This is a genomic window from Alistipes putredinis DSM 17216 (assembly GCF_000154465.1).
In the GTDB taxonomy this organism is placed as follows: domain Bacteria; phylum Bacteroidota; class Bacteroidia; order Bacteroidales; family Rikenellaceae; genus Alistipes; species Alistipes putredinis.
In genome coordinates, this window is the sequence record NZ_DS499577.1 from 25,282 (window position 1) to 45,189 (window position 19,908).

The 19,908-nt window shown below is 53.6% G+C and carries 19 protein-coding genes and 1 tRNA gene; 5 read left to right on the forward strand and 15 right to left on the reverse strand.

Annotation, left to right across the window (positions count from 1 at the left end):
• Positions 1–2: 2 nt before the first annotated feature.
• The 3 genes from ALIPUT_RS00205 to ALIPUT_RS00215 form a co-directional block, all read right to left on the reverse strand.
• Positions 3–1,634: an alkaline phosphatase family protein gene (locus ALIPUT_RS00205; RefSeq protein ID WP_004327513.1), complete on the reverse strand. Its 1,632-nt coding sequence runs from the start codon at positions 1,632–1,634 to the stop codon at positions 3–5.
• A 108-nt stretch (positions 1,635–1,742) separates the two neighbouring features.
• The gene (locus tag ALIPUT_RS00210) at positions 1,743–2,366 is read right to left on the reverse strand and encodes a chloramphenicol acetyltransferase (protein ID WP_004327514.1); all 624 of its coding nucleotides are present in this window, start codon (positions 2,364–2,366) and stop codon (positions 1,743–1,745) included.
• Between the two features lie 7 nt (positions 2,367–2,373).
• Complete coding sequence (locus tag ALIPUT_RS00215; protein ID WP_040293005.1) at positions 2,374–3,333, reverse strand: GSCFA domain-containing protein; 960 nt, start codon at positions 3,331–3,333, stop codon at positions 2,374–2,376.
• Between the two features lie 209 nt (positions 3,334–3,542).
• On the opposite strand from ALIPUT_RS00215, the gene ispE reads away from it, so the two are divergent.
• Complete coding sequence (gene ispE, locus ALIPUT_RS00220) at positions 3,543–4,349, forward strand: 4-(cytidine 5'-diphospho)-2-C-methyl-D-erythritol kinase (RefSeq protein ID WP_004327517.1); 807 nt, start codon at positions 3,543–3,545, stop codon at positions 4,347–4,349.
• 27 nt (positions 4,350–4,376) lie between these two features.
• Here ispE and rpiB read toward each other — a convergent pair whose 3' ends face one another.
• Both rpiB and ALIPUT_RS00230 read right to left on the reverse strand, forming a co-directional pair.
• On the reverse strand, positions 4,377–4,829 hold the full coding sequence (gene rpiB, locus ALIPUT_RS00225) for a ribose 5-phosphate isomerase B (RefSeq protein WP_004327518.1): 453 nt from the start codon (positions 4,827–4,829) through the stop codon (positions 4,377–4,379).
• 272 nt (positions 4,830–5,101) lie between these two features.
• On the reverse strand, positions 5,102–6,925 hold the full coding sequence (locus ALIPUT_RS00230; RefSeq protein WP_004327520.1) for an MFS transporter: 1,824 nt from the start codon (positions 6,923–6,925) through the stop codon (positions 5,102–5,104).
• A 309-nt stretch (positions 6,926–7,234) separates the two neighbouring features.
• Between ALIPUT_RS00230 and ALIPUT_RS00235 the strand changes: the two genes are divergently transcribed.
• Positions 7,235–7,606 (forward strand): YbaN family protein, encoded by a 372-nt coding sequence (locus ALIPUT_RS00235; protein WP_004327522.1) that lies wholly within the window; start codon positions 7,235–7,237, stop codon positions 7,604–7,606.
• Here ALIPUT_RS00235 and ALIPUT_RS00240 read toward each other — a convergent pair.
• From ALIPUT_RS00240 to ALIPUT_RS00285, 10 genes are all read right to left on the reverse strand, one after another.
• A complete protein-coding gene (locus ALIPUT_RS00240) occupies positions 7,584–8,492 on the reverse strand; it encodes a DMT family transporter (RefSeq protein ID WP_004327523.1) in 909 nt (302 codons plus the stop codon). The two genes, ALIPUT_RS00235 and ALIPUT_RS00240, sit on opposite strands and share 23 nt — an antisense overlap.
• A 1-nt stretch (position 8,493) precedes the next feature.
• Positions 8,494–8,811, reverse strand: a complete 318-nt coding sequence (locus ALIPUT_RS00245) for a hypothetical protein (protein ID WP_004327524.1) — start codon at positions 8,809–8,811, stop codon at positions 8,494–8,496.
• Positions 8,812–8,814: 3 nt separating this feature from the next.
• A complete protein-coding gene (typA, locus tag ALIPUT_RS00250) occupies positions 8,815–10,617 on the reverse strand; it encodes a translational GTPase TypA (protein WP_004327525.1) in 1,803 nt (600 codons plus the stop codon).
• A gap of 343 nt (positions 10,618–10,960) precedes the next feature.
• A complete protein-coding gene (locus ALIPUT_RS00255) occupies positions 10,961–11,785 on the reverse strand; it encodes a leucine-rich repeat domain-containing protein (protein WP_187117654.1) in 825 nt (274 codons plus the stop codon).
• Positions 11,754–12,215, reverse strand: a complete 462-nt coding sequence (locus ALIPUT_RS11925) for a leucine-rich repeat domain-containing protein (RefSeq protein ID WP_004327527.1) — start codon at positions 12,213–12,215, stop codon at positions 11,754–11,756. The genes ALIPUT_RS00255 and ALIPUT_RS11925 overlap by 32 nt, the downstream gene beginning before the upstream one ends.
• Positions 12,216–12,694: 479 nt before the next feature.
• Positions 12,695–13,966, reverse strand: coding sequence for a malic enzyme-like NAD(P)-binding protein (locus ALIPUT_RS00265; protein ID WP_147554489.1), 1,272 nt, complete (start codon positions 13,964–13,966; stop codon positions 12,695–12,697).
• 108 nt (positions 13,967–14,074) lie between these two features.
• On the reverse strand, positions 14,075–14,938 hold the full coding sequence (locus tag ALIPUT_RS00270; RefSeq protein ID WP_004327529.1) for a nitroreductase family protein: 864 nt from the start codon (positions 14,936–14,938) through the stop codon (positions 14,075–14,077).
• Between the two features lie 32 nt (positions 14,939–14,970).
• On the reverse strand, positions 14,971–15,816 hold the full coding sequence (locus tag ALIPUT_RS00275) for a hypothetical protein (RefSeq protein ID WP_040293008.1): 846 nt from the start codon (positions 15,814–15,816) through the stop codon (positions 14,971–14,973).
• A gap of 55 nt (positions 15,817–15,871) precedes the next feature.
• Entirely contained in the window at positions 15,872–16,888 is a 1,017-nt protein-coding gene (gene ruvB / locus ALIPUT_RS00280; RefSeq protein WP_004327531.1) for a Holliday junction branch migration DNA helicase RuvB, read from the reverse strand.
• 637 nt (positions 16,889–17,525) lie between these two features.
• A tRNA-Arg gene (locus ALIPUT_RS00285) sits at positions 17,526–17,597 on the reverse strand.
• Between the two features lie 31 nt (positions 17,598–17,628).
• Between ALIPUT_RS00285 and ALIPUT_RS00290 the strand changes: the two genes are divergently transcribed.
• From ALIPUT_RS00290 to ALIPUT_RS00300, 3 genes are read left to right on the forward strand one after another with little or no spacing between them, the layout of a single operon-like run.
• The gene (locus ALIPUT_RS00290) at positions 17,629–18,258 is read left to right on the forward strand and encodes a S24 family peptidase (protein WP_004327535.1); all 630 of its coding nucleotides are present in this window, start codon (positions 17,629–17,631) and stop codon (positions 18,256–18,258) included.
• A gap of 9 nt (positions 18,259–18,267) precedes the next feature.
• Positions 18,268–18,861: a riboflavin synthase gene (locus ALIPUT_RS00295; protein ID WP_004327536.1), complete on the forward strand. Its 594-nt coding sequence runs from the start codon at positions 18,268–18,270 to the stop codon at positions 18,859–18,861.
• Complete coding sequence (locus ALIPUT_RS00300) at positions 18,858–19,907, forward strand: sensor histidine kinase (RefSeq protein ID WP_004327537.1); 1,050 nt, start codon at positions 18,858–18,860, stop codon at positions 19,905–19,907. Before ALIPUT_RS00295 ends, ALIPUT_RS00300 begins: the two co-directional genes overlap by 4 nt.
• Position 19,908: the final 1 nt, after the last annotated feature.

A 19,908-nucleotide genomic window follows, 5' to 3' on the forward strand; every position in this document is an offset into this window, starting at 1 on the left:
GGTTAAATATTGCTTGAAATAACTTCTTCGAGTACCGTTCCCTCCGAAGCCGCCGGAGCCTCGATACCGAGCAGACGGCAGAGCGTCGGGGCGACCGCCGTCATATCGACGGGGCGGTCTATCTGCCGGGGAAGGATGCCTGCGCCGTAGAAGATCAGGGGAACGCGGGTGTCGTAGCCGTACATCGAACCCGACGAGGAGCGTTTGTGGTCGTGCTCTTCGATCCATCCCGGCATCAGGTTGATGATGACGTCGCCCGAGCGGCGGGGATAGAAGCTGTTCTGCATCTTGCGGGCATAGCCGCTGCCGAAGTAGCTGGTCCGCATGGCCGTAGCCGAGAGAGCGTGCGAAACGCCCCGGAACTGCATGGCGAACGTGGCCACTTCGTTCTGAATATCTGCCAGGCTGAGGTCTTTCTCATACACGAGGTTGTGATTCAGGTACAGGCATTTGTCTTCGTACTCCAACACCCAGTTGCCCGGTCCGTAGCGGGCGCTGAGAAATCCGTTTACGATCACTTCGAACTGGCGCGTATTGAACCTGTCGCACGCTTCGCGGCCGAAATCGTAGGAGGGGCTGCTGCCGTGATCCGACGTGAGTATGACGAGTACTTCATGAGGCTTGAACAGCGTATAAACGTATGTCAGGAACTCTTCCAGATCTTGATCGAGCCGGTAGTACATGTCTTCGGCTTCGATCGATTCGGGGCCGTAGGCCTCGCGGATCGCACGCGGGGCGTCGAGGCAGATGTTCAGCAGGTCGGTCCGGTCCCGTTTGCCGAGGTCGAGTTGTGTCAGGGCCGTTTTGGCGAATTGAAGCGTCAGGCAGTTGCCTGCCGGCGAATACAGGATGTTGTCGTAGCGGCTTTCGGAAGGGGCTTTCGACGAGATCCGTTTGACGGCGTCGGCCGAGGTGTCGGCCGAACGCTTTTTCTTGGCCATGGAACTCATCAAGACGATGTCCGAACAGCGTTTGTTGCGGTATTTGTCGTCGTTCAGCAGGGAGTGCCACGGTTCGCCGATGTAAGAAAGGTAGAGTTTGTCCGCATTGAATCTTTTGACCCAGGCCGGTAAAACGGGCAGGTAGTAGGTGGAGGTGGTCCAGTTGCAGGAAACGCTGTCCATCCAGAAGGTCATGCCTTCGCGTCCGCCCATCACCACGGCCGAAATCGGGTCGAGAGCTACGGTTACCGACCGACTGTCGGGAGATTGCCGGAGCAGGGCCTCCCCGACGGTCGGGGCGATCAGGTTGCGGGGCGAGTAGGCGCCGTTGCCGTGGTAGTATTCGGGATCGCGGACGCTGGGGTCGTCGATGAGCCCGACCGTTTTATTGACGATGTAGTCCCGCCAACGGGTCGAAATCACGCCATGCGTCGAGGGCATCGCTCCCGTGGTGAGCGTGGCCAGCGATACGGGGGTCGAAGTTTGCTGATAGTCGTAGGAACCTTCCGTGAAGCGGGCGCCGCCCTCTGTCAGACGCAGAAATCCGCCCGTGCCGAACTGGCTCCGGTAACGGTCGATGTCGTCCGGACGCATGGAGCTTACGACTAAATTGATGACCAGACGGGGCGGAGTGTTTGCGAGGATCGGCAGAACACCCGGCAGCAGGAGCAGGACGAGCAGGATTTTCTTCATTTTTTCGCGTGTGACTATCGAACGGCAAATTTATGAATTTATTTAGTATTTTCTTCATTTGTTTTGTGCCGTCCTTCAAAAAAAGAAATCGAATGCCGGAGCCGGATTTCATTCTCGGTTTTCCAGCAGTGCGAAAAATTCGCCGGCCTGCCGTCCGTCGATGAATCCGTGGTGTACGTCGAGCGATACGGGCATCGTAAGCCGATCGCCGGACCGGGTCAGTTTCCCGGTGGAGATGCGGGGTATGGAGTCGCCTCGATTGGCCGACCGGGCATGTTTCATTTCCGTAAAGGCGAACCAGGGAACAGCCGAAAAATAGATCAGATCCGTGCGCCCGGCTCCCGCTCCCAGACAAAGACCGTCCGCTGCCTTTACGCGTTCCGTTTCCCGCTCGGCCGCCCGGATGAATTCGTGCAGGTCGGAAAAGTACTCGAAGAACCCGTAGCCGAAGCTGCCGTCCTCGCGTCCGATAGTCGGGCTCGCGTGGATTCGGTCGTAACAGACCACTTCCCCGTTTTCGATCCGGTATCGGAATGCCTCGATCCGGTTTACGGCCGTTAGAATACGGTGCAGGGAACAGAGGAAGAACGAAGTACGCCTCTTCTTGGCTTCGAGGTAGCACTCCGTAAAATCGACCGGAACGACCGTTCCCCAGAAGGGATCGTCCATTCCGTTGAAAAATTCATAATGTTCGCGTCTTTTCCAGGTCGTCGTGTCGATTTTGTACTTCATATCGTTTTTATAGAAACTGGTTGAAAAATTCTTTTTCCCGGCTGAGGTCTATTTCTGGAAGCGATTCAATGATTTCCAGTTGTTTGCGGCAGAATCGACGGTATTCGTCGCTTTCGGGGTGTAGCGGCCGGTGGCCGGCGGCGGTCGTCAAGGCTTCGACTTGCGGGAGTTTTCTGCGGGCCTCCTCGGTGAGGGTCGCTGCGGTGAAGAGTTCCCAGATGTATTGCTGTGCCTGTTGCGAGGGGTGTACCAGATCGTCGGCATAAAAACGGTAGTCGCGCAGGTCGTCCGTGAGGATTTCGTAGGCGGGGAAGTAGGCCGAGTCTGCATGTCGGCGGCAGATTTCGTCGATGGCCAGGCGAAGGGTCGCTTTGCTCAAAAAGTTGTCGGGCAGACCGTCCCCGAGGTGCCGGACGGGACTGACCGTGAGGATCACTTGCTTTCCGGCGAGCGGGCCTGCCTGCAGATCGTCGTAACGGGCGACGATCTCTTCGACGGTCAGACGCCGGCGCCGAAAGAGTTCTGCAGGTTGCTTGTGGCAGTTGGCCACGATCTCTCCGGTCGAGCGGAGCTCGTACACCCACGCCGTCCCGAAGGTAAGAATCACGCGGTCGGCTTCGCGCAGGGCGCTGGCTCCTGCCCTGCGGGCCAGATTCATTTTCGAGAGAGCCATTTTCTGCGAACCGTCCGAAAAAGCTCCGTGAAAACCGTAGTGGAACCAGAGCCCGTTGCGGCAGCCGAGTTCTTCGGGGACGACCTCTTGCGGCGCGGCGTAGGATTCGAGGGTTGCAGCGAGCGAAAGGGGGTTGAACAGGATGCCGGAGGGATTGCTCGTGATCCGAAACCGGGCTCCGGACAGCCGGCCCGAGATGTGTTCGGCGAAGCAGGATCCCAACGCCAGCAGACGGTTTTCATAGCCGATCCGGACGGAGAGCGGCGCGATTCGTATTTCAGTGCGGAATTTCATGCCGTAAAGATAGACGGAAACGGCGTAAAACGGAAATTCCCGACAGGGAGTTTTTTCGAGCGGAAAACAGAGGAGGGGGCGGGAAACAGAAAATAAATTTTCGATCGCTCTCGCCTTTCCCTGTCTTTGACATAGTTTTAGATGGGATGCGCCGAGAGAAAACTGCGAACAAGTTCCCGTTTTCTCCCGGCTTTCACTATCTTTGTCATATGATTCGCAAGGCAAATTGTAAGATCAACATCGGGCTGGACGTGCTGTGCCGTCGTGAGGACGGGTATCATGAATTGGCGACCGTAATGATTCCTGTGTATGGACTGTACGATGTCGTCGAAGTGGAACATGCAGCGCAAACTTCCTTCCGGTCGAGCGGCCTTACAGTCGATTGTTCGGATGCCGATAATCTCTGTATGAAGGCCGTACGGCTGATGCAGGCATGTTACGGTGCGGGCGATGTTTCGGTTGCGCTCGACAAGCGGATACCTTTCGGTGCCGGGCTGGGGGGCGGATCGTCCGACGCGACCGCCGTAATCTTGGCGCTCGATGAATTATTCAGGTTGAAGCTTCCGGAGCGGGAGTTGATCGACTGTGCCGCAGCACTGGGAAGCGATACGGCCTTTTTCGTGCGCAATACGCCCCAACTTTGTACGGGACGCGGCGAGGTGATGACTCCCGTGAAACTCGATCTGCGGGGGCTGTGGATCGCTGTGGTAAAGCCTGATTGCGGTGTTTCCACGCGCGAGGCTTATGCCGGGATTCGGCCTGGCGTTCCTGCCGTCCCGCTTGCGGAGCGGATCGCCCGACCTGTGACCGAATGGCAGACATTCCTGAAAAACGATTTCGAACCCCATATTTTTGCCGCCCATCCGGAGATTGCCGCAGCCAAAGCCGCGCTTCTGGATGCCGGAGCCGTTTATGCCGCCATGTCGGGTTCCGGATCGGCCGTTTTCGGGCTTTTCGATGATGAAGAAAAGGCGCGGAGCCGAAGCCTCACGCCTTTTGTCTTTCCCTTACAATAAATAAAACGTTGCCGTTCCGCTGCCGGTTTATTGACGGTTGCACGCCTTGACGGGAATCTTCTCGATGCGTCGCTGGTGACGGCCGCCTTCGAAATCGGTGGCGAGGAACTCTTCGACGAATTCCACTGCCTGGTCGTTGGTGATGAAACGGGCGGGCAGCACGATCACGTTCGCGTTGTTGTGCTGGCGGATCAGGTGGGCGATCTGCTTGTCCCATACGAGTCCCGCACGGATGCCCTGGTGCTTGTTGAGGGTAATGGCCATGCCTTCGCCCGAACCGCAGAGTCCGATCCCGCGCTCCAGCTCCCCGCTTTCGATGGCATTGGCCAGCGGGTGTGCGAAATCGGGGTAATCGACGCTCTCCTCGGATTCGGGGCCGAAGTCGAGGACATCCCAACCCTTCGCAGCCAGATAGCCTACCAGAAATTCTTTCATTTCATAGCCCGCGTGGTCGCTGGCGATACCGATTTTCTTTTCCATAACGTATTTGTTTTTAGTTGATACCTCGTGTACGGCAATATTTCTGCCGCGATCGCTGCCCGTGTTCCGGGCGTTTTCTGAAAAACCGTTCGGACTTGTGTGCCATTCCGAATGATTTTCTCCATATTTTACAAAGTTACGGAAAATAATTCGAAATCGGCTGTCTTTCGCAGACTTTCGTATCGGGATAAAACGGCGACGGTAAAGTACGGCCGACGGACTCCTTTTTCGACGGAGCCCGTTCGGTGCAAGGCATGTTGAGAGACCTGTCGTTACTTTTTCCGTTCATTCGGGTGTTTGCGGCCCGATATGGTGCGAATGACGTTGCAAATCGTTTCTACGATCTGTTCATCGCCGGAGATCGAACTGTCGAGCATCATGTGATAGTAGTGACGTTCGCCCCATTCGCAGCCGGTATAGTGCAGGCAGTGTTCCCGCCGCTCCTGGTCGATACGTTTGAGCAGACTTTGAGTCCGGTTGTCAGCCACGCCGTATTCGGACGCTATGCGTTTCCGGCGGGTCGCTTCGTCGGCGTAGATGAAAAGATGTAAACAGGCGGGGCGGTCTTTCAGTACGAAGTTGGCGAGCCGACCGACGATAACGCACGGTTCTTGGCAGGCGATGTTGCGTATCACCTGGCTCTGTGCGCGAAATACGGCGGTCTGTACCGGGTCGTCGTACATCAGTCGTCCGCTCACGGTTTGTTCGCTCTCTTGTACGGTACTTTCGCCTAATCCGCTTTGCTGCGCGGTCAGCGAGATGAGTTCTCTGTCGTAGAATTTCACGCCCAGCCGTTGCGCCAACCGTTCTCCGATGCGATGTCCTCCGCTGCCGTATTCACGCGAAATAGTGATGACGAACGGCAAAGATTTACGGGCCGACAGGCCGGGACGGTCGTCATCGGAGTTCAGGCCCGTTCTGCGGTTCTGCGGATTGAACGACGAGGCGTGACGGCGTCCGAAGGCGTAGTAGTAGCCTGACGACAGCAGACACGGTACGATCATGCAGAGGAACATGGCGTCATAACCCAGTTGCTTCACCAGTATGCCTGCCAGGAAGCCGCCCGACGCAATACCGAAGTCGAAAGCCACGAAAAACGTGGAGCTTGCCGCCCCGCGCCGTTCGGGTGCTACGGCGTGCATCGCCATCGTCTGTAAGGAGGGCTGGATGGCGCCGAAACTGTAACCCAGCAGAAGAGCCGACAACAGGTAGCACGGTACGTTGTGCGCGAACACCAGCAGCAGAATACCGATCACGATGGCTGCATTGCCGGTGTAAACCAGCCTCGCTTCGCCGTACCGATCGACGGCACGCCCCAGCAGAATACGCGTGGCTACGGTAGCCAGTGCGATGAAGATAAAGTAGATTCCGCCTCCGGGCAAGCGGCAGGAGGCGGCGTAAATCGCCATATATACCTCCACTACGCCATACGCCATCATGAAAAAGAACTGCGTGACGGCGGCGGGCAGGGACATCGGCTCGAACAGCTCCCGAATGCGCAGCGGGGCGTCGGATACCGCGTAGTTGCGGGACCGAATCCCCATGCCTGTCAGCAGGGCCGCCAAAGCCGTCAGCGCAGCGATGGCGAACAACGGTCGGAATCCCCAGGCGTTCATTACCGCCAGCCCTAATGCAGGAGCTACGGCGGTGGATATGGCCATCGAAAGTCCGTACATTCCCAATCCTTCGCCCATGCGTTTGTGCGGGATGATGTCCGTCACCCAAGTGGAAGAGGCATTGCTCGAAGCTGCATGGAACACGCCGTGCGCCGTGCGCAGTATAACGGCCGTCGCGATGCCTGCCGATACGAAATAACCCATCGGGATGAGTGTCATGCCGATAAGTCCCAGTACCAATATCGCGTATCGTCCCCGCGTGTCGATGAGCCATCCCACGAACGGTCGCGATACGATGGAAGCGATGCTGAACAGTGCCGTTGCCAGTCCGATAGTTACCGCATCGCCGCCCAAGTAGGTGACGAAGAAGGGGAAAGTAGGCAGCAGCGCATGAAAATTTACGAAAATAAAGAGATTCACCAGGCAGATTCTTAAGAAAGAACCTGTCCACAATCGATCCTGTGTCGTTGTTCCTTTCATATTTTTTTCGGTTGAGTTATGGCAAAAAAAAAGTGTCTGAACAGATAAATCGCAACTGGATTTACGTGTTCAGACACTACTCGTTGTTCTCTTTAACGTCCGCAAAGATACGAATAAGCCGCGAGCAAAAGCAAATTTTTTTGCATTTTGCCGAAGCGAAGTATCTAACGCGAAGTCAAAGATACGAAAAAACTGAATGTAAAAGCGAATTTTTTGCAAATGACCGGAACGAAGCGTTTAAGGTCCACCCGAATATGAAAAAAACTTGTCGGGCGGACGTGTTTTCGCAAAAACCGCTAATTTTACTGCGTGAAAACTTTGGGAGCCATACTCGGAAGCTTCTTTCTGGGACTGGGTATCGTCGGTGTCTTCGTGCCGTTGCTGCCGACGACGCCTTTCCTGCTTCTCGCCGCAGCCCTTTACGTTCGTTCTTCGCCACGCCTCTATGCGTGGCTTCTGAACCAGAAGCATCTGGGACCTTATATCCGTAACTTTCGTGAAAACCGAGCAATACCTTTGCAGGCGAAGATCGTTTCCGTGTCGTTGATTTGGCTGACGATGGGGTATTGCATCTTTCGGGTCGTCGATGCATGGTGGTGGGCGCAGCTCGGGCTGTTTCTGCTCGCAGTCGGAACCAGTTGGCACATCCTTTCGTTCGCTACGTTGAGGAAGAAGGAGTAGTCTTCCACGTTTTGCGTTGCGTGTCGAGTACGACGATGCTGACGGCCGCAACGACCAGTCCCACGCCCAGGGCGCTTGTCCAGCCGAACCGCTCTCCGAAGACCGTTGCACCGATGGCTACTGCCGTCAGAGGTTCCAGTGCCCCGAAAATCGACGTGAGCGTCGGCCCGATGAATTTGATCGCCCTGACCAGCGTGATGTTGGAGATCGCCGTGGCCGGGAGCGCCAGTCCGAGAATGGCGAGCCTCTCTTTTCCGTCGGTCACGAGCCGGACACCGCCCGTGAACATACCTCCGCAGAGAAACAGCAGAGCTCCGAAGGCCATGACGTAAAAGGTCAGGGTGGTCGATTCGACCTGCGCCGCGCGGCTCTTGCGTACGCCGATGATATAGCCGGCATAGGCGAATACCGAAACGGCGGCAGCAATGGTCCCCGCCGTGGTATCTCCGCCCCGGCTGCCGATTCCTCCGGTAGAGAGGAGGGCGACACCGGCCAGCGAAACGCCGATGGCCGCTGCCGTTCGCCACGAGATACGTTCGCGGAAAAAGAGTGCCATGGCCAGGGCGACGGCCAGCGGGTACATGAAATGGATGATCGAAGCGACCCCGCTCGAGATATTTTGATAGGCGATCACCAGACTCAATGATGTCGCGGCCCGAAACAGGCTCAAGAAGAATACCGTGCATAGCTCCTGCCGGGAGATGCGGAACCGGCAGCCGCCGGCGAGTCCGATGATTCCCAACGTCAGGGAAGCTACTCCCCAACGGTAGGAGAGCACTTCGAACGACGAGAACCCGTCCGAGAGCAGGAGAATCGAGAACAACGGAGCTAGTCCGAAGGTCGAGGACGACAATGCCGCATAGATGATACCCTTGAAATTCTTCATTTTATGCCAGATATCGTTCTGCGACGCTGATGAGGAATCCCAGCAGCAGGGCATTGAGCAGGATGACCGGAGCCGCCTTACGGTCTTTGCCCGTGAGGATCAGTACGACCGGCAGAGCCATCATGAGAGTCACGGCCATACCGTCCGCCCACCAGGGCAGGTAAGGCAGGTTGCTGTAAAAGACGATCGGTCCGGCAAAAAAATATTGGAGGAAGGCCGACAGGCAGGAGCGGAACGAGAGTTTTTGGGCGATCATCGGGATGATGTCCAGAGCGCCTGCCACGGCACCCGTCATAAGAGCCAGCGTGAAGTGATCCATGGACTATTTCGATGCGCGTTTGCGGTCTGTTTCGTTCAGCAGGATCTTGCGCAGGCGCATGGCGTGCGGAGTGACTTCCACGTATTCGTCCTCCTTGATGTATTCGAGGGCCTCTTCGAGCGAGAATACCTTGGGCGGGGCGATCGAGGTTTTTTCGTCCGATCCCGAAGCGCGCATGTTCGTGAGCTGCTTGGCCTTGGTGACGTTTACCGTGATGTCGTTCTGGCGGGTGTGTTCGCCGATCACCTGGCCTTCGTACACCTGTTCCATCGGAGAGATGAAGAAGCGTCCGCGGTCCTGCAGTTTGTCGATCGAGTAGGCGTAGGCCGTACCCGTTTCGCCCGAGATGATCGAGCCGTTGACCCGCATTTCGATTTCGCCCGTCCAAGGTTCGAATCCTTTCAGGCGATGTGTCATGATCGCTTCGCCGGCCGTTGCCGTGAGCATATTGGATCTCAGACCGATGATACCGCGCGAGGGAATCGTAAATTCGAGCCGCGTACGGTCGCCGTTGGTTTCCATGTTGGTCAGGGTCCCCTTGCGTTTGGTGGCCAGTTCGATCACTGTCCCCGAGTACTCCTGGGGACAATCGACGGTCATCTCTTCGATCGGTTCGCACTTCTTGCCGTCGATCTCCTTGACGATGACCTTGGGCTGTCCTACCTGGAGTTCGTAACCTTCGCGACGCATGGTTTCGATCAGCACCGAGAGGTGCAGCACGCCCCGTCCGAATACGATGAAACTGTCGGCGTTGGCTCCCGGTTCGACGCGCAGGGCGAGGTTTTTCTCCAGCTCGCGGTCGAGGCGCTCCTTGATATGGCGGGAGGTGACGTATTTGCCGTCCTTGCCGAAGAACGGCGAGTTGTTGATCGTGAAGAGCATCGACATCGTAGGTTCGTCGATGGCGATCGGGGGCAGCGGTTCCGGATTTTCGTAGTCGCAGATCGTATCGCCGATTTCGAATCCGTCGATGCCGATCAGGGCGCAGATTTCACCGCAGGGCACTGCATCGACCTTTTTCTTGCCCAAACCTTCGAAAACCATCAACTCCTTGATACGGCTCTTTTGCATCGTCACTCCGTCGCGTTTGGCCAGGGTGACGTTCTGTCCGGTCTTCAGCTCTCCGCGCGTCACTTTACCCACGGCGATACGGCCGATGTAGGAGGAGTATTCGAGCGAGGTGATAAGCATTTGGGGCGTGCCCTCTACGACGGCGGGTTCCGGAATTTCGTCGAGGATGGTGTCCAGCAGCGGAGAGATCGAGTCCGTCGGCTGATTCCAGACGTGGGACATCCAACCCTGTTTGGCCGAGCCGTAGATGGTTTTGTAGTCAAGCTGCTCCTCCGTTGCTCCGAGCGAAAACATCAGGTCGAAAACCTGTTCGTTGACCACTTCGGGACGGCAGTTGGGCTTATCGACCTTATTGATTACCACGATGGGTTTCTTGCCGAGCGAGAGGGCTTTCTGGAGGACGAAACGGGTCTGGGGCATCGTTCCTTCGAAAGCATCGACGAGCAGCAGTACGCCGTCGCACATGTTGAGCACACGCTCCACCTCGCCGCCGAAGTCGGCGTGGCCCGGGGTGTCTATAATGTTGATTTTACAGTCTTTGTAGATGACGGATACATTCTTCGAGAGGATCGTGATGCCGCGTTCGCGTTCCAGATCGTTGTTGTCGAGGATGAGTTCTCCGGAATTTTTGGCATTGTCGCGCAGCACGTGGCTCTGCATGATCATCTTATCGACCAGTGTGGTTTTGCCGTGATCGACGTGGGCGATAATGGCTATATTGCGAAGTTTTTGCATAAAGGGAATTTTAGGTTACAAAGGTAATGAAAATGAGAACAGAGTGTGATGGCCGTGTTCGTTTTTTATAGAATTCCTCTCGATTTTCTGCAAAAGGAGTGGATGTATCGGGGTGTCATGCTGCGGATTATGTCTCCCGGTCGCTTCTGTTTGCAGGGGCGGGCATATCGATTCCATCCTGTTTCGATGCGGGAGGCGTGGCAGGTCTGTTTCGTACGTTCGTTCCGGAACTCGAAATGCGGTTTCCCGCCTTTCGGTCCGAGCGACAGCCGGTCGGGAGCGTGTCAGACACAGCGAACCCGAACGCAGATGCGTTCGGGTTCGCTGTGTCTGACGTTGCGATTTATTTATACACGACTTCCGCCGCTTCGGGCTTTTCGAAAGCTTGCAAAAGCTGGTCCTGTCCTTCACTCATATAAATGGTTTTGAGCGATTCCATCGGGTTGCAGAAAAAGCCCCGAAGTTCCGGATTGTTACTTACGTCTATCGTTTCGAACTGGTTCTCATAACATCTGAGAAGATACAGGGCGGGAAGATTCGACAAATCCAAACTTTGGAGATCGTTGTTTTGACATTCGACCCAGGTTAATTCTAGACTGTTTAGCATCAAGTCCGTCAATTCGTTGTTGTTGCAGTAAAATTCTTTCAATTTGGAAAGATTGCTTGCATCCAGATTTTGTAATTTATTATCCGGTACGCGTAAATATTCGATTTTCTTGTTGTTCGTCAAATCCAATTCTTGCAGTTGGTTCTCGTCACAATAAAGTACTGTTAGTTTTGGGCATGCACTTACGTCGAGGGTGGTGAGATTATTGCTTTGGCATTTCAAAAGGTCCAAGTCCGGACACTGTAAATTCATATGAGAGATGTTGTTCCCACTGAAATTGAGCATTACAAGTTTTGTACAATTACTAAGATCGAGCGCAGAAAGGCTGTTGCCTTCTAAGGAAAGATGTTGCAATTCCGGACAATCGAGATAGAGTTCAGACATTTGACTTAAATTTGCCATTAGGACTTCCAGCTTATGGTTGTTGCTGCAATCGAGAATGGATACTTTATCGAAAGCAACGTATCCGTCTCCTCCGATTCTCAAATCTTTCAATTCCGGATTCGCAGATAAGTCCCATCTCTCAATTTCAAGAGAACAGGCATAACAATGCAGTTGCAAGAGATTCTTGTTTTGCGACACGTAAATTTTTCAGATGAGTATTGATTGAACAATCGAGCGTATCGAGCAGTTTGTTGTTGCTTACATCGAGTTTGGTCAGGTCGTTTCCCGACAGATTCAGGTAGCGAAGGTTCGTGCAGGCTTCTATGCCGGTCGCATCGCACATATAGGCCCCTTCTCCTGCATTTATATTTCCGGGGCAGTCGATTCGTACCACTAACGATGCTTCGTAGCGGGAGAGTTCTCCGTTGCGGTCGAAATCGAAATACTTGAGTAGGTAAGTGCGGAGAAATTCGTCGGGGATCGTTACGGCTTCGCGCCCTTCCGGGCTGTCGGGGGTAAGCGATCCATCCTGCGGAACGGGATCGTCTTTTGAACAGGCAGACATCAGGCCTGTAAATGCGAGCAATAACAGAGCTAATCTTTTCATGGTTTTGGGTGTAATTTAAGAAAGTTTGACATAAACGACGTCGGTTATTGCTCATATATATATATCCAAATATTTACGAAATAAAATGACGGTTTGGATATAATTTTTTTGCATCCTTATCGTTTCTCGATAAATTATCGCTCCGTATACCTCCTCATGACTTCCTTTTTCGTATCGTTCATTCGTCGAAATAAACGGATTTATCGGATTGTTTTGTCAATGTGTTGGTCGATAAAAGGGTAAATATGATTATCGCCCGATACAGTTTTGTGGAGGTCGGTCCTTTATTTTGTCGGGTAAAGTAATCCAGCCGTCGATAGGTTTACCCGGGTTCTTTTCCGATAGCGGTCTTGCCCCCCTCTTCCGGCTGGAGCCGGTTTGTCAAAGTCGGGATTAAATGCCATTTCAAACAAAAAAGCGCCCCGAATAAATCTCGGGGCGCTTTTTTGATGCCGGTCCTGATGGGCAGGGATTCGGGTTTACTTTGTGTTTTTTACACGTCGGGTGAGCGACGCGGCGTAGGCGTCCCAATCCTCGATCTCGCGCCGTGCTACGCCCGATTCGATGGCTGCACGCGCCACGGCCGTGGCGACGACCGCGAGCAGACGCGGGTCGCTCGGTTTCGGAATCAGGTATTCGCGTCCGAACGAGAGCGACTTCAGACCGTATGTTTTCAGGACCTCCTGCGGAACCGGTTCCTTGGCCAGGCGTGCCAGTGCGTGGGTGACGGCCAGCTTCATTTCGTCATTGATCGTACTGGCATATACATCGAGCGCACCCCGGAAAAGGTACGGGAAAGCGAGCACGTTGTTTACCTGATTGGGATAGTCCGAACGGCCCGTTGCGAAGATGATGTCCGGACGGGATGCCATCGCCTCTTCGTAGGTGATCTCCGGCGTGGGGTTGGCCAAGGCCAGCACCAGCGGATCGTGGGCCATCGTGCGGACCATTTCGGGCGTCAGGATACCCGGAGCTGAAACGCCGAGGAAGACGTCGGCACCTTGGAGGGCGTCGGCCAGCGTATCGACGTCTTCCCGGTCCGTAGCGAGTTGTTCCTTGACAGGATTCAGGTCTTCGCGGCGGGTCGAAACCACGCCTTTGCTGTCGCAGAGAACGAGATTTTCGCAATTCAGGCCGAGCTTCAGGAAAAGGCGGGCGATAGAAACCGCCGCAGCGCCTGCGCCGTTGATGACCACACGGGCGTCGGCGATGGACTTGCCCGCGATTTCGAGGCCGTTCAGCAGGGCCGCACCCGAGATGATGGCCGTGCCGTGCTGGTCGTCGTGCATGACGGGAATGTCGAGCTCTTCACGAAGCCGGGCTTCGATTTCGAAACATTCGGGAGCCTTGATGTCCTCGAGGTTGATGCCGCCGAAGGTCGGAGCGATGGCCTTGACGGTTTCCACGAAACGGTCCGTGTCGGTCGCATCCACTTCGATATCGAAGGCATCGATGTCTGCGAATACCTTGAAAAGCATGCTTTTACCCTCCATGACCGGCTTGCCGGCCAAAGCCCCGATGTTGCCCAGTCCCAAGACTGCCGTGCCGTTGGTGATGACGGCGACCAGATTGCCTTTGCCCGTATATTTATAGGCGTCGAGCGGATTTTTCACGATTTCGAGGCACGGCTCCGCCACGCCGGGCGAGTAGGCCAGCGAAAAGTCGTGCTGCGAAGCGAGGGGTTTGGTGGGTACTACCGCTATTTTGCCGGATTGCCCTTCTGCATGGTAACGAAGGGCTTCTTCTCTCATATTTTTATTTTGCATTGTGTTTTATGGGTTTGATGAACTTATTTTTTTCGCAAGGATCGCGCCCGAGCCGGTATTCCGGTGAGAAAAACCGGAAAAGATCCGCCGGGGTCAGAGCCTGTTTACTGCGATCGGTTTTTTGTCGATGTAATTGGGATAGAGGAACAGCGGCATTCCGAGTGCCATACCTGCATGTACCTTTCCCTGTATGCCGATGGATTTCAAAAATTTGCATTTTTTGTCCTGTGCCAGTGCCGAAAGGACGAAGCCCGTGTAGATCTGGCTGACGCCGAGGCTTTCGGCCATCAGCGAACCGTTCTGGTAGGCAAGGTTGGCATCTGCGGCTCCGAAACGGTTCGCGTATGGAGTGTGAATGAGAAGCAGGGTTTTGGCTTCGCGCAGGATGAGGTCGTTGCCTTTGTCGTATTCGGCAATCAGCCGTTTGAAAGCAGGCAGGTAGTTATAAAATTCAGGCCGCAGACGTTTGAGTATGGGTTTGACGAGCGGGTTTTCCAATTTGCGGGCGATTCCCGCGAAAGTATCCAGCGTGAAACGGATGATCTTGTCCAGGATCGCGGGATCGGTGATGACCGTGAAACTCACTTCCTGGCGGTTGCTGGCCGTCGGAGCCCGGTGGGCGGCTTCGAGGATTCGGTCGATCGCTTCCTGCGGGACGGGACGGTCGGAGAGCGCTCGGTTCGAACGACGTGCCTTGCAGAGGAGCAGCACCTGTTCGGGCGAGGGCAGCCCGTTGCGGTCGATCGGATGGATTTTATCGGGAGGAAATGAACTGTGGCGGACCGAGCCGGTCGGGCAAACGGCCGCGCAATGTCCGCAGACGATGCAGGAGTCGATATTGCGCAGACCGATCGGGTCGCCGGGTTTGGCCTGAGTCATGATCCAGGCAGGGCAAACCTTGACGCATTTTCCGCATCGGATGCAGCTGGCGGTGTCGATATTGATTTGTACGTTCATCTATTTTGTCTGCGTATTGTGTGTTTGTTAGGTTACTTATTTGTATATTTTATCCATTCGAACATATTTTTATCCCCGGCCAGTTTTCTATTGATGTAATAAGTATCTCCTCCACATCCGTTCAAAATAATTTGGTCCGGAGTATGTGACATATAAGACCAATATATGCCCCCGTTCGGGTCGAAATAACAGGTTCCTGGCTTGAATCCATCCAAGTTAATTTCAAGTGCTCCCAATACTTCATTTTGGTTGTTCGGAGAAAAATAAACCGTCCGTTCTTTCGTATTTGGATTCTTCATCAAACGGATATTCTGATAGAATAAAGTACCTTCGTTCACATTCTCAATTCTCGCAGCACGCAAATAATACATGCCGTTTTCAATATTATATACGAACATATTCCTCGGGGTGTTCACTGCTGCATCGATGTCATTTGTTGTTTTATCAACTTTAACCCAAGCACCCAATCGCCACTCTGTTAATCTGTCGGCAAGTGCATTTGAATCATTGGCTGCTGTCATGTCGTAGGGTTCGCACATTTCGATAGTTTCAGCTTTGACCATTTTCTGTCCATTGACTATTATTTCGTTGGAAGAAATGTGCTTCATTGCAAAGTCTTCGGGAATAGATTGTCTGATGATTGTATCTTTACTGAAAAGCGTGCAATCTTCTGTAATGCTATCTACTTTAAGCATCACCAAAACGGCATCATCCGACTGCTTTTCAAAATACATCATAATCTTATCGGTCAGCAACAACTCTGCCTTGTCGCTAACCCAAACACCAGTTTGGTGTTCGATCACATCGTTATTGCTTTCACAAGCACACGTACATATCGCTATTATCAGTGTGCAAAAGCATATTACTAAATTTCTCATCTTCACTCGTTGTTTATGACCTCATTTAACATATTCGATTATAGTGTCTTTGGCGTCAGAACAGGGACTGTTCGCCATGGTCCGTCCGGGAGAATCCGAGATGTGCATAGGCCATTTCGGTCGCTTCCCGGCCGCGTGGCGTTCGTTTGAGGAACCCTTCTTTGATCAGGAACGGTTCGTAAACCTCTTCGATAGTCCCGGCATCTTCGCTGACTGCCGTAGCGATGGTGTTCAGTCCGACGGGGCCGCCGCCGAATTTTTCAATAATCGTCGAGAGTATTTTGTTATCCATCTGGTCGAGTCCCCGGGAGTCGATATTCAGGGCTGTCAGGGCGAACCGCGTGATGTCGAGGTCGATATGACCTTCGCCTTTGACCATGGCGAAGTCACGCACACGGCGCAGCAGGGCATTGGCGATGCGCGGCGTTCCGCGTGAACGGAGGGCTATTTCCAACGCCGCATCGCTGTCGATCGAAACGTCGAGAATGCGGGCCGAGCGGTTTACGATACCTTTCAGAACCGAAGAATCGTAGTATTCCAAGTGGCATTGGATGCCGAACCGGGCCCGCAGCGGCGAGGTCAGCAGGCCGCTGCGCGTCGTCGCGCCGATCAGAGTAAAGGGAGCCAGTTCGATCTGTATCGAACGTGCGGAAGGCCCCTTGTCCAGTACGATGTCGATCTTGTAGTCTTCCATCGCGGAGTAAAGGTACTCCTCGACGAGGGGACTTAAACGGTGTATTTCGTCGATGAAAAGTACGTCGCCGGGGTTGAGGTTGGTCAGAAGTCCCGCCAGGTCGCCCGGTTTATCGAGCACCGGTCCGGAAGTGACTTTCAACTGTGCATGCATTTCATTGGCGATGATGTTCGCCAACGTGGTTTTACCCAGTCCCGGAGGACCGTGCAGCAGCACGTGGTCGAGCGAATCGCCTCGCATCAGAGCCGCCTGGATGAAAATCCGGAGGTTATCCACGATCTTCTCCTGCCCGGCGAAGTTGTCCAGTTCGCGGGGGCGGATCTGATTTTCGAACTCCAGGTCGCTTTCGATGTTCCGGATGTTTTTTTCGGTGCTCATAGTCCATTCTGTTTCGGGCAAAGATAATGCAGCGGGTGGAATTTGTTCCCCATTACCGCTGCTATAATGAAAGGTGTATAGGCAATCGTGCGGGCTTGCACGCAAAGATTGCCGAACCGCCTCCTATCCTCTGCAAAGATACGAATAAGCCGCGTGCAAAAGCAAATTTATTTGCGTTTTGCCGAGGCGAAGTATCTAAGAAGAAGTCAAAGATACGAAAAGGCGGACGTAATTATGAATGTTTGCTTTCAAAAATTTCCGGGAGCGTCCTGTCTTCTGCAAAGATGATGCGAGGAGAGGACAGGGCCGAATTTGTTTGAGTTCCTTTTTCCCCTCCCTGCGGAGCCATGGTACGTAAAAGTACGTTGTTTTCGCTGCGAGCGTCGTTTGGACAACCGTATCCTGTTCTTTTTAAGGATGGATCAATTCCGATAATTGCAAGGGTGTGTCGAGCAGATAGAATTACCGGTCGTGGGCCGATAATGCTTTTCTAATAATATAGGTGGGAACGATTTTAGATGAATTAGATTATTATATAACCGTAATTTATCATTATATTTGTCCAAAATTATTATATTAGTATGTCGTAATGGGGGTATGCAATAAAAAAGGCGCCTTGAAGAAGGCGCCTTGGAAGTGATCCCGACGGGATTCGAACCCATATCGTAAGAACCGGAATCTTAAATTCTATCCATTGAACTACGGGACCGGTGGCACAAAGGTATAAAAAAAATTGAATTATGCGACAAAAAATGGATAATTGGCAAAGAATCGACAGCGTTATTCGCTGGGCGAATATGACTATCAACTACTTTGCACTCTATATTGGATTGCCGCGGGGTGAAAACCTCTATCAGATAAAAAAGGGAAATAATGGTATTTCCCGGAACCTGGCCTACAAGATCGTGACCAAATTCCCGGAAGTCAGCCTGGCGTGGTTGCTTACCGGCGAGGGGCAGATGTTTGTGGACGAGAAATTATGCGGGGTGCAAATTCCGTTTTATCAGGTGGATGTCGAATCCCATATCACCCGTCTTGACGAGTTGGCCCCCGATCGGGAGATGGTGATTCCCCAACTGACCGGCTGCGACCTGGCTATGCTGTATAATGGAAAGGCTATGGGGTGTTCTATTCCGTCCGGATCGATCGTGTTCCTGAAAAAAATGACGCCCGAGGAGATTATTCCCGGACTCGAATACGTGATTGTCTGTCAAAAAATCATAACTTTGCGAATAGTTCGCACTTCGGAGCGGGATTCCGAATGGCGGTTGGTTGCTGCGGACCGGGAAAATTTCGACGATATTTTCGTCAAGGCTTCCGATATCGAGCAGGTATATCAGGTCGTGGGCAAGTTGGAAATTAAAATCTAAAATCGAATTATGTTTTCAGGAATCGTGGAAAGAACGGTGACGCTCACCGATATCCGTATCGAACAACAAAATAAGACCTTCACTTTTCGTGCGGATTTTTGCGGGGAGTTGAAGATCGATCAGAGCATTGCCCACAACGGCGTATGCCTGACCGTGGTGGATATTACGGAGGATACCTACTCCGTAACGGCAATGAAAGAGACGCTGCTGCGCAGCAATCTGGGCCAGTTGCAGGTCGGCGATATCGTCAATGTGGAGCGTTCGATGCGGCCCGATGCGCTGCTCGACGGCCATATCGTCCAGGGCCATGTGGATCAGACGGCCGTTTGTACGGCCGTCGATGATGCCGAAGGCAGCTGGTATTTTACGTTCAAATACGAACCTGCGGGGGATAATTGTACGGTGGAGAAAGGGTCGATTACGGTCAACGGTGTCAGCCTGACGGTCTGCAATTCGCAGGAGGGACAGTTCCAGGTGGCGATCATTCCCTACACCTATGAACACACCAACTTCAACCGGATCAAACCCGGTACGTTGGTCAATCTGGAGTTCGACATTATCGGCAAGTACATTGCCCGGCTCATGAAAAATTACCTGAAATGATGCCTATCAAAACCAAGGAGTTCGCTTCGCTGCTGGTTGCGGCGGTGGCTGCGATCGTCGTCGCGGCGGCCATGTGGCTGCTCGAAGCGGTGTGGTGGCAGACCCTCTGCGTGGCTTGCGCCGTGTTTGTCGGTATGACGTTACTGACGTTGTTTATTATTCGCAAGTACGTGGCTTATAAGCTGAAGCCGATCTACTCGATCGTACTTTCGCGTAACGTGCATACGCAGGAGATTCTGGATGAGCTCAAGGACAAGCACGTCGAAAACATTTCCGAGGAGCTGACCGCCTGGGCGGATACCAACGACAAGGAGATCGCGCGGCTCAAGGAAACGGAATCGTTCCGCAAGCAGTATCTGGGTAATGTGGCCCATGAGTTGAAAACCCCGATTTTCAATATTCAGGGGTATATTTCGACATTGCTCGACGGTGGTCTGGAGGACGACCTGATCAACCGTAAATACCTCGAACGGGCCGAGAAGAGCATCGACCGTTTGATCGACATCGTCAATGATTTGGATACCATTTCCAAGCTCGAGAGCAATATGACGCGCCTGAAAATGGAGTCTTTCGACATCGCTGCCATGACGCGCGAGATTGCTGAACAGGCCGAAATCGAAGCCGATAAGAAGGGAATTAAGATTCAGGTAAGGGGGGCCGACAGCCTGCCTTCGCCTTTCTGGGTCTGTGCCGACAAGCATTTCGTCGGACAGGTGTTGGTCAATCTGATTATCAACTCGATCCGTTATGGCAAGGAGGGGGGTGTAACGCGGATCAAATTCCGAGATATGCTGGATAAGATCCTCGTCGAAGTCGAGGACAACGGCGTCGGTATCGCCAAGGAGGACGTGCCCCGTATTTTCGAGCGGTTTTACCGTACGGACAAGGGCCGTTCACGCGAGCAGGGCGGTACGGGGCTCGGACTGGCGATCGTCAAGCATATTATCGAAGCTCACGGCGAGCGAATCAACGTCCGCAGCGAGTTGGGAGTGGGAACGACCTTCTCGTTTACGCTCAAAAAGGCTCAAACAGGACATTCTCACTAAT

What these genes read in the sequence shown, in the direction of transcription:
- ALIPUT_RS00205 (WP_004327513.1), bottom strand. Translation starts at nt 1,634, where the DNA reads ATGAAGAAAATCCTGCTCGTCCTGCTCCTGCTGCCGGGTGTTCTGCCG.
- ALIPUT_RS00210 (WP_004327514.1), bottom strand. Translation starts at nt 2,366, where the DNA reads ATGAAGTACAAAATCGACACGACGACCTGGAAAAGACGCGAACATTAT.
- ALIPUT_RS00215 (WP_040293005.1), bottom strand. Translation starts at nt 3,333, where the DNA reads ATGAAATTCCGCACTGAAATACGAATCGCGCCGCTCTCCGTCCGGATC.
- ispE (WP_004327517.1), top strand. Translation starts at nt 3,543, where the DNA reads ATGATTCGCAAGGCAAATTGTAAGATCAACATCGGGCTGGACGTGCTG.
- rpiB (WP_004327518.1), bottom strand. Translation starts at nt 4,829, where the DNA reads ATGGAAAAGAAAATCGGTATCGCCAGCGACCACGCGGGCTATGAAATG.
- ALIPUT_RS00230 (WP_004327520.1), bottom strand. Translation starts at nt 6,925, where the DNA reads ATGAAAGGAACAACGACACAGGATCGATTGTGGACAGGTTCTTTCTTA.
- ALIPUT_RS00240 (WP_004327523.1), bottom strand. Translation starts at nt 8,492, where the DNA reads ATGAAGAATTTCAAGGGTATCATCTATGCGGCATTGTCGTCCTCGACC.
- ALIPUT_RS00245 (WP_004327524.1), bottom strand. Translation starts at nt 8,811, where the DNA reads ATGGATCACTTCACGCTGGCTCTTATGACGGGTGCCGTGGCAGGCGCT.
- typA (WP_004327525.1), bottom strand. Translation starts at nt 10,617, where the DNA reads ATGCAAAAACTTCGCAATATAGCCATTATCGCCCACGTCGATCACGGC.
- ALIPUT_RS11925 (WP_004327527.1), bottom strand. Translation starts at nt 12,215, where the DNA reads ATGAAAAGATTAGCTCTGTTATTGCTCGCATTTACAGGCCTGATGTCT.
- ALIPUT_RS00265 (WP_147554489.1), bottom strand. Translation starts at nt 13,966, where the DNA reads ATGAGAGAAGAAGCCCTTCGTTACCATGCAGAAGGGCAATCCGGCAAA.
- ALIPUT_RS00270 (WP_004327529.1), bottom strand. Translation starts at nt 14,938, where the DNA reads ATGAACGTACAAATCAATATCGACACCGCCAGCTGCATCCGATGCGGA.
- ALIPUT_RS00275 (WP_040293008.1), bottom strand. Translation starts at nt 15,816, where the DNA reads ATGAGAAATTTAGTAATATGCTTTTGCACACTGATAATAGCGATATGT.
- ruvB (WP_004327531.1), bottom strand. Translation starts at nt 16,888, where the DNA reads ATGAGCACCGAAAAAAACATCCGGAACATCGAAAGCGACCTGGAGTTC.
- ALIPUT_RS00290 (WP_004327535.1), top strand. Translation starts at nt 17,629, where the DNA reads ATGCGACAAAAAATGGATAATTGGCAAAGAATCGACAGCGTTATTCGC.
- ALIPUT_RS00295 (WP_004327536.1), top strand. Translation starts at nt 18,268, where the DNA reads ATGTTTTCAGGAATCGTGGAAAGAACGGTGACGCTCACCGATATCCGT.
- ALIPUT_RS00300 (WP_004327537.1), top strand. Translation starts at nt 18,858, where the DNA reads ATGATGCCTATCAAAACCAAGGAGTTCGCTTCGCTGCTGGTTGCGGCG.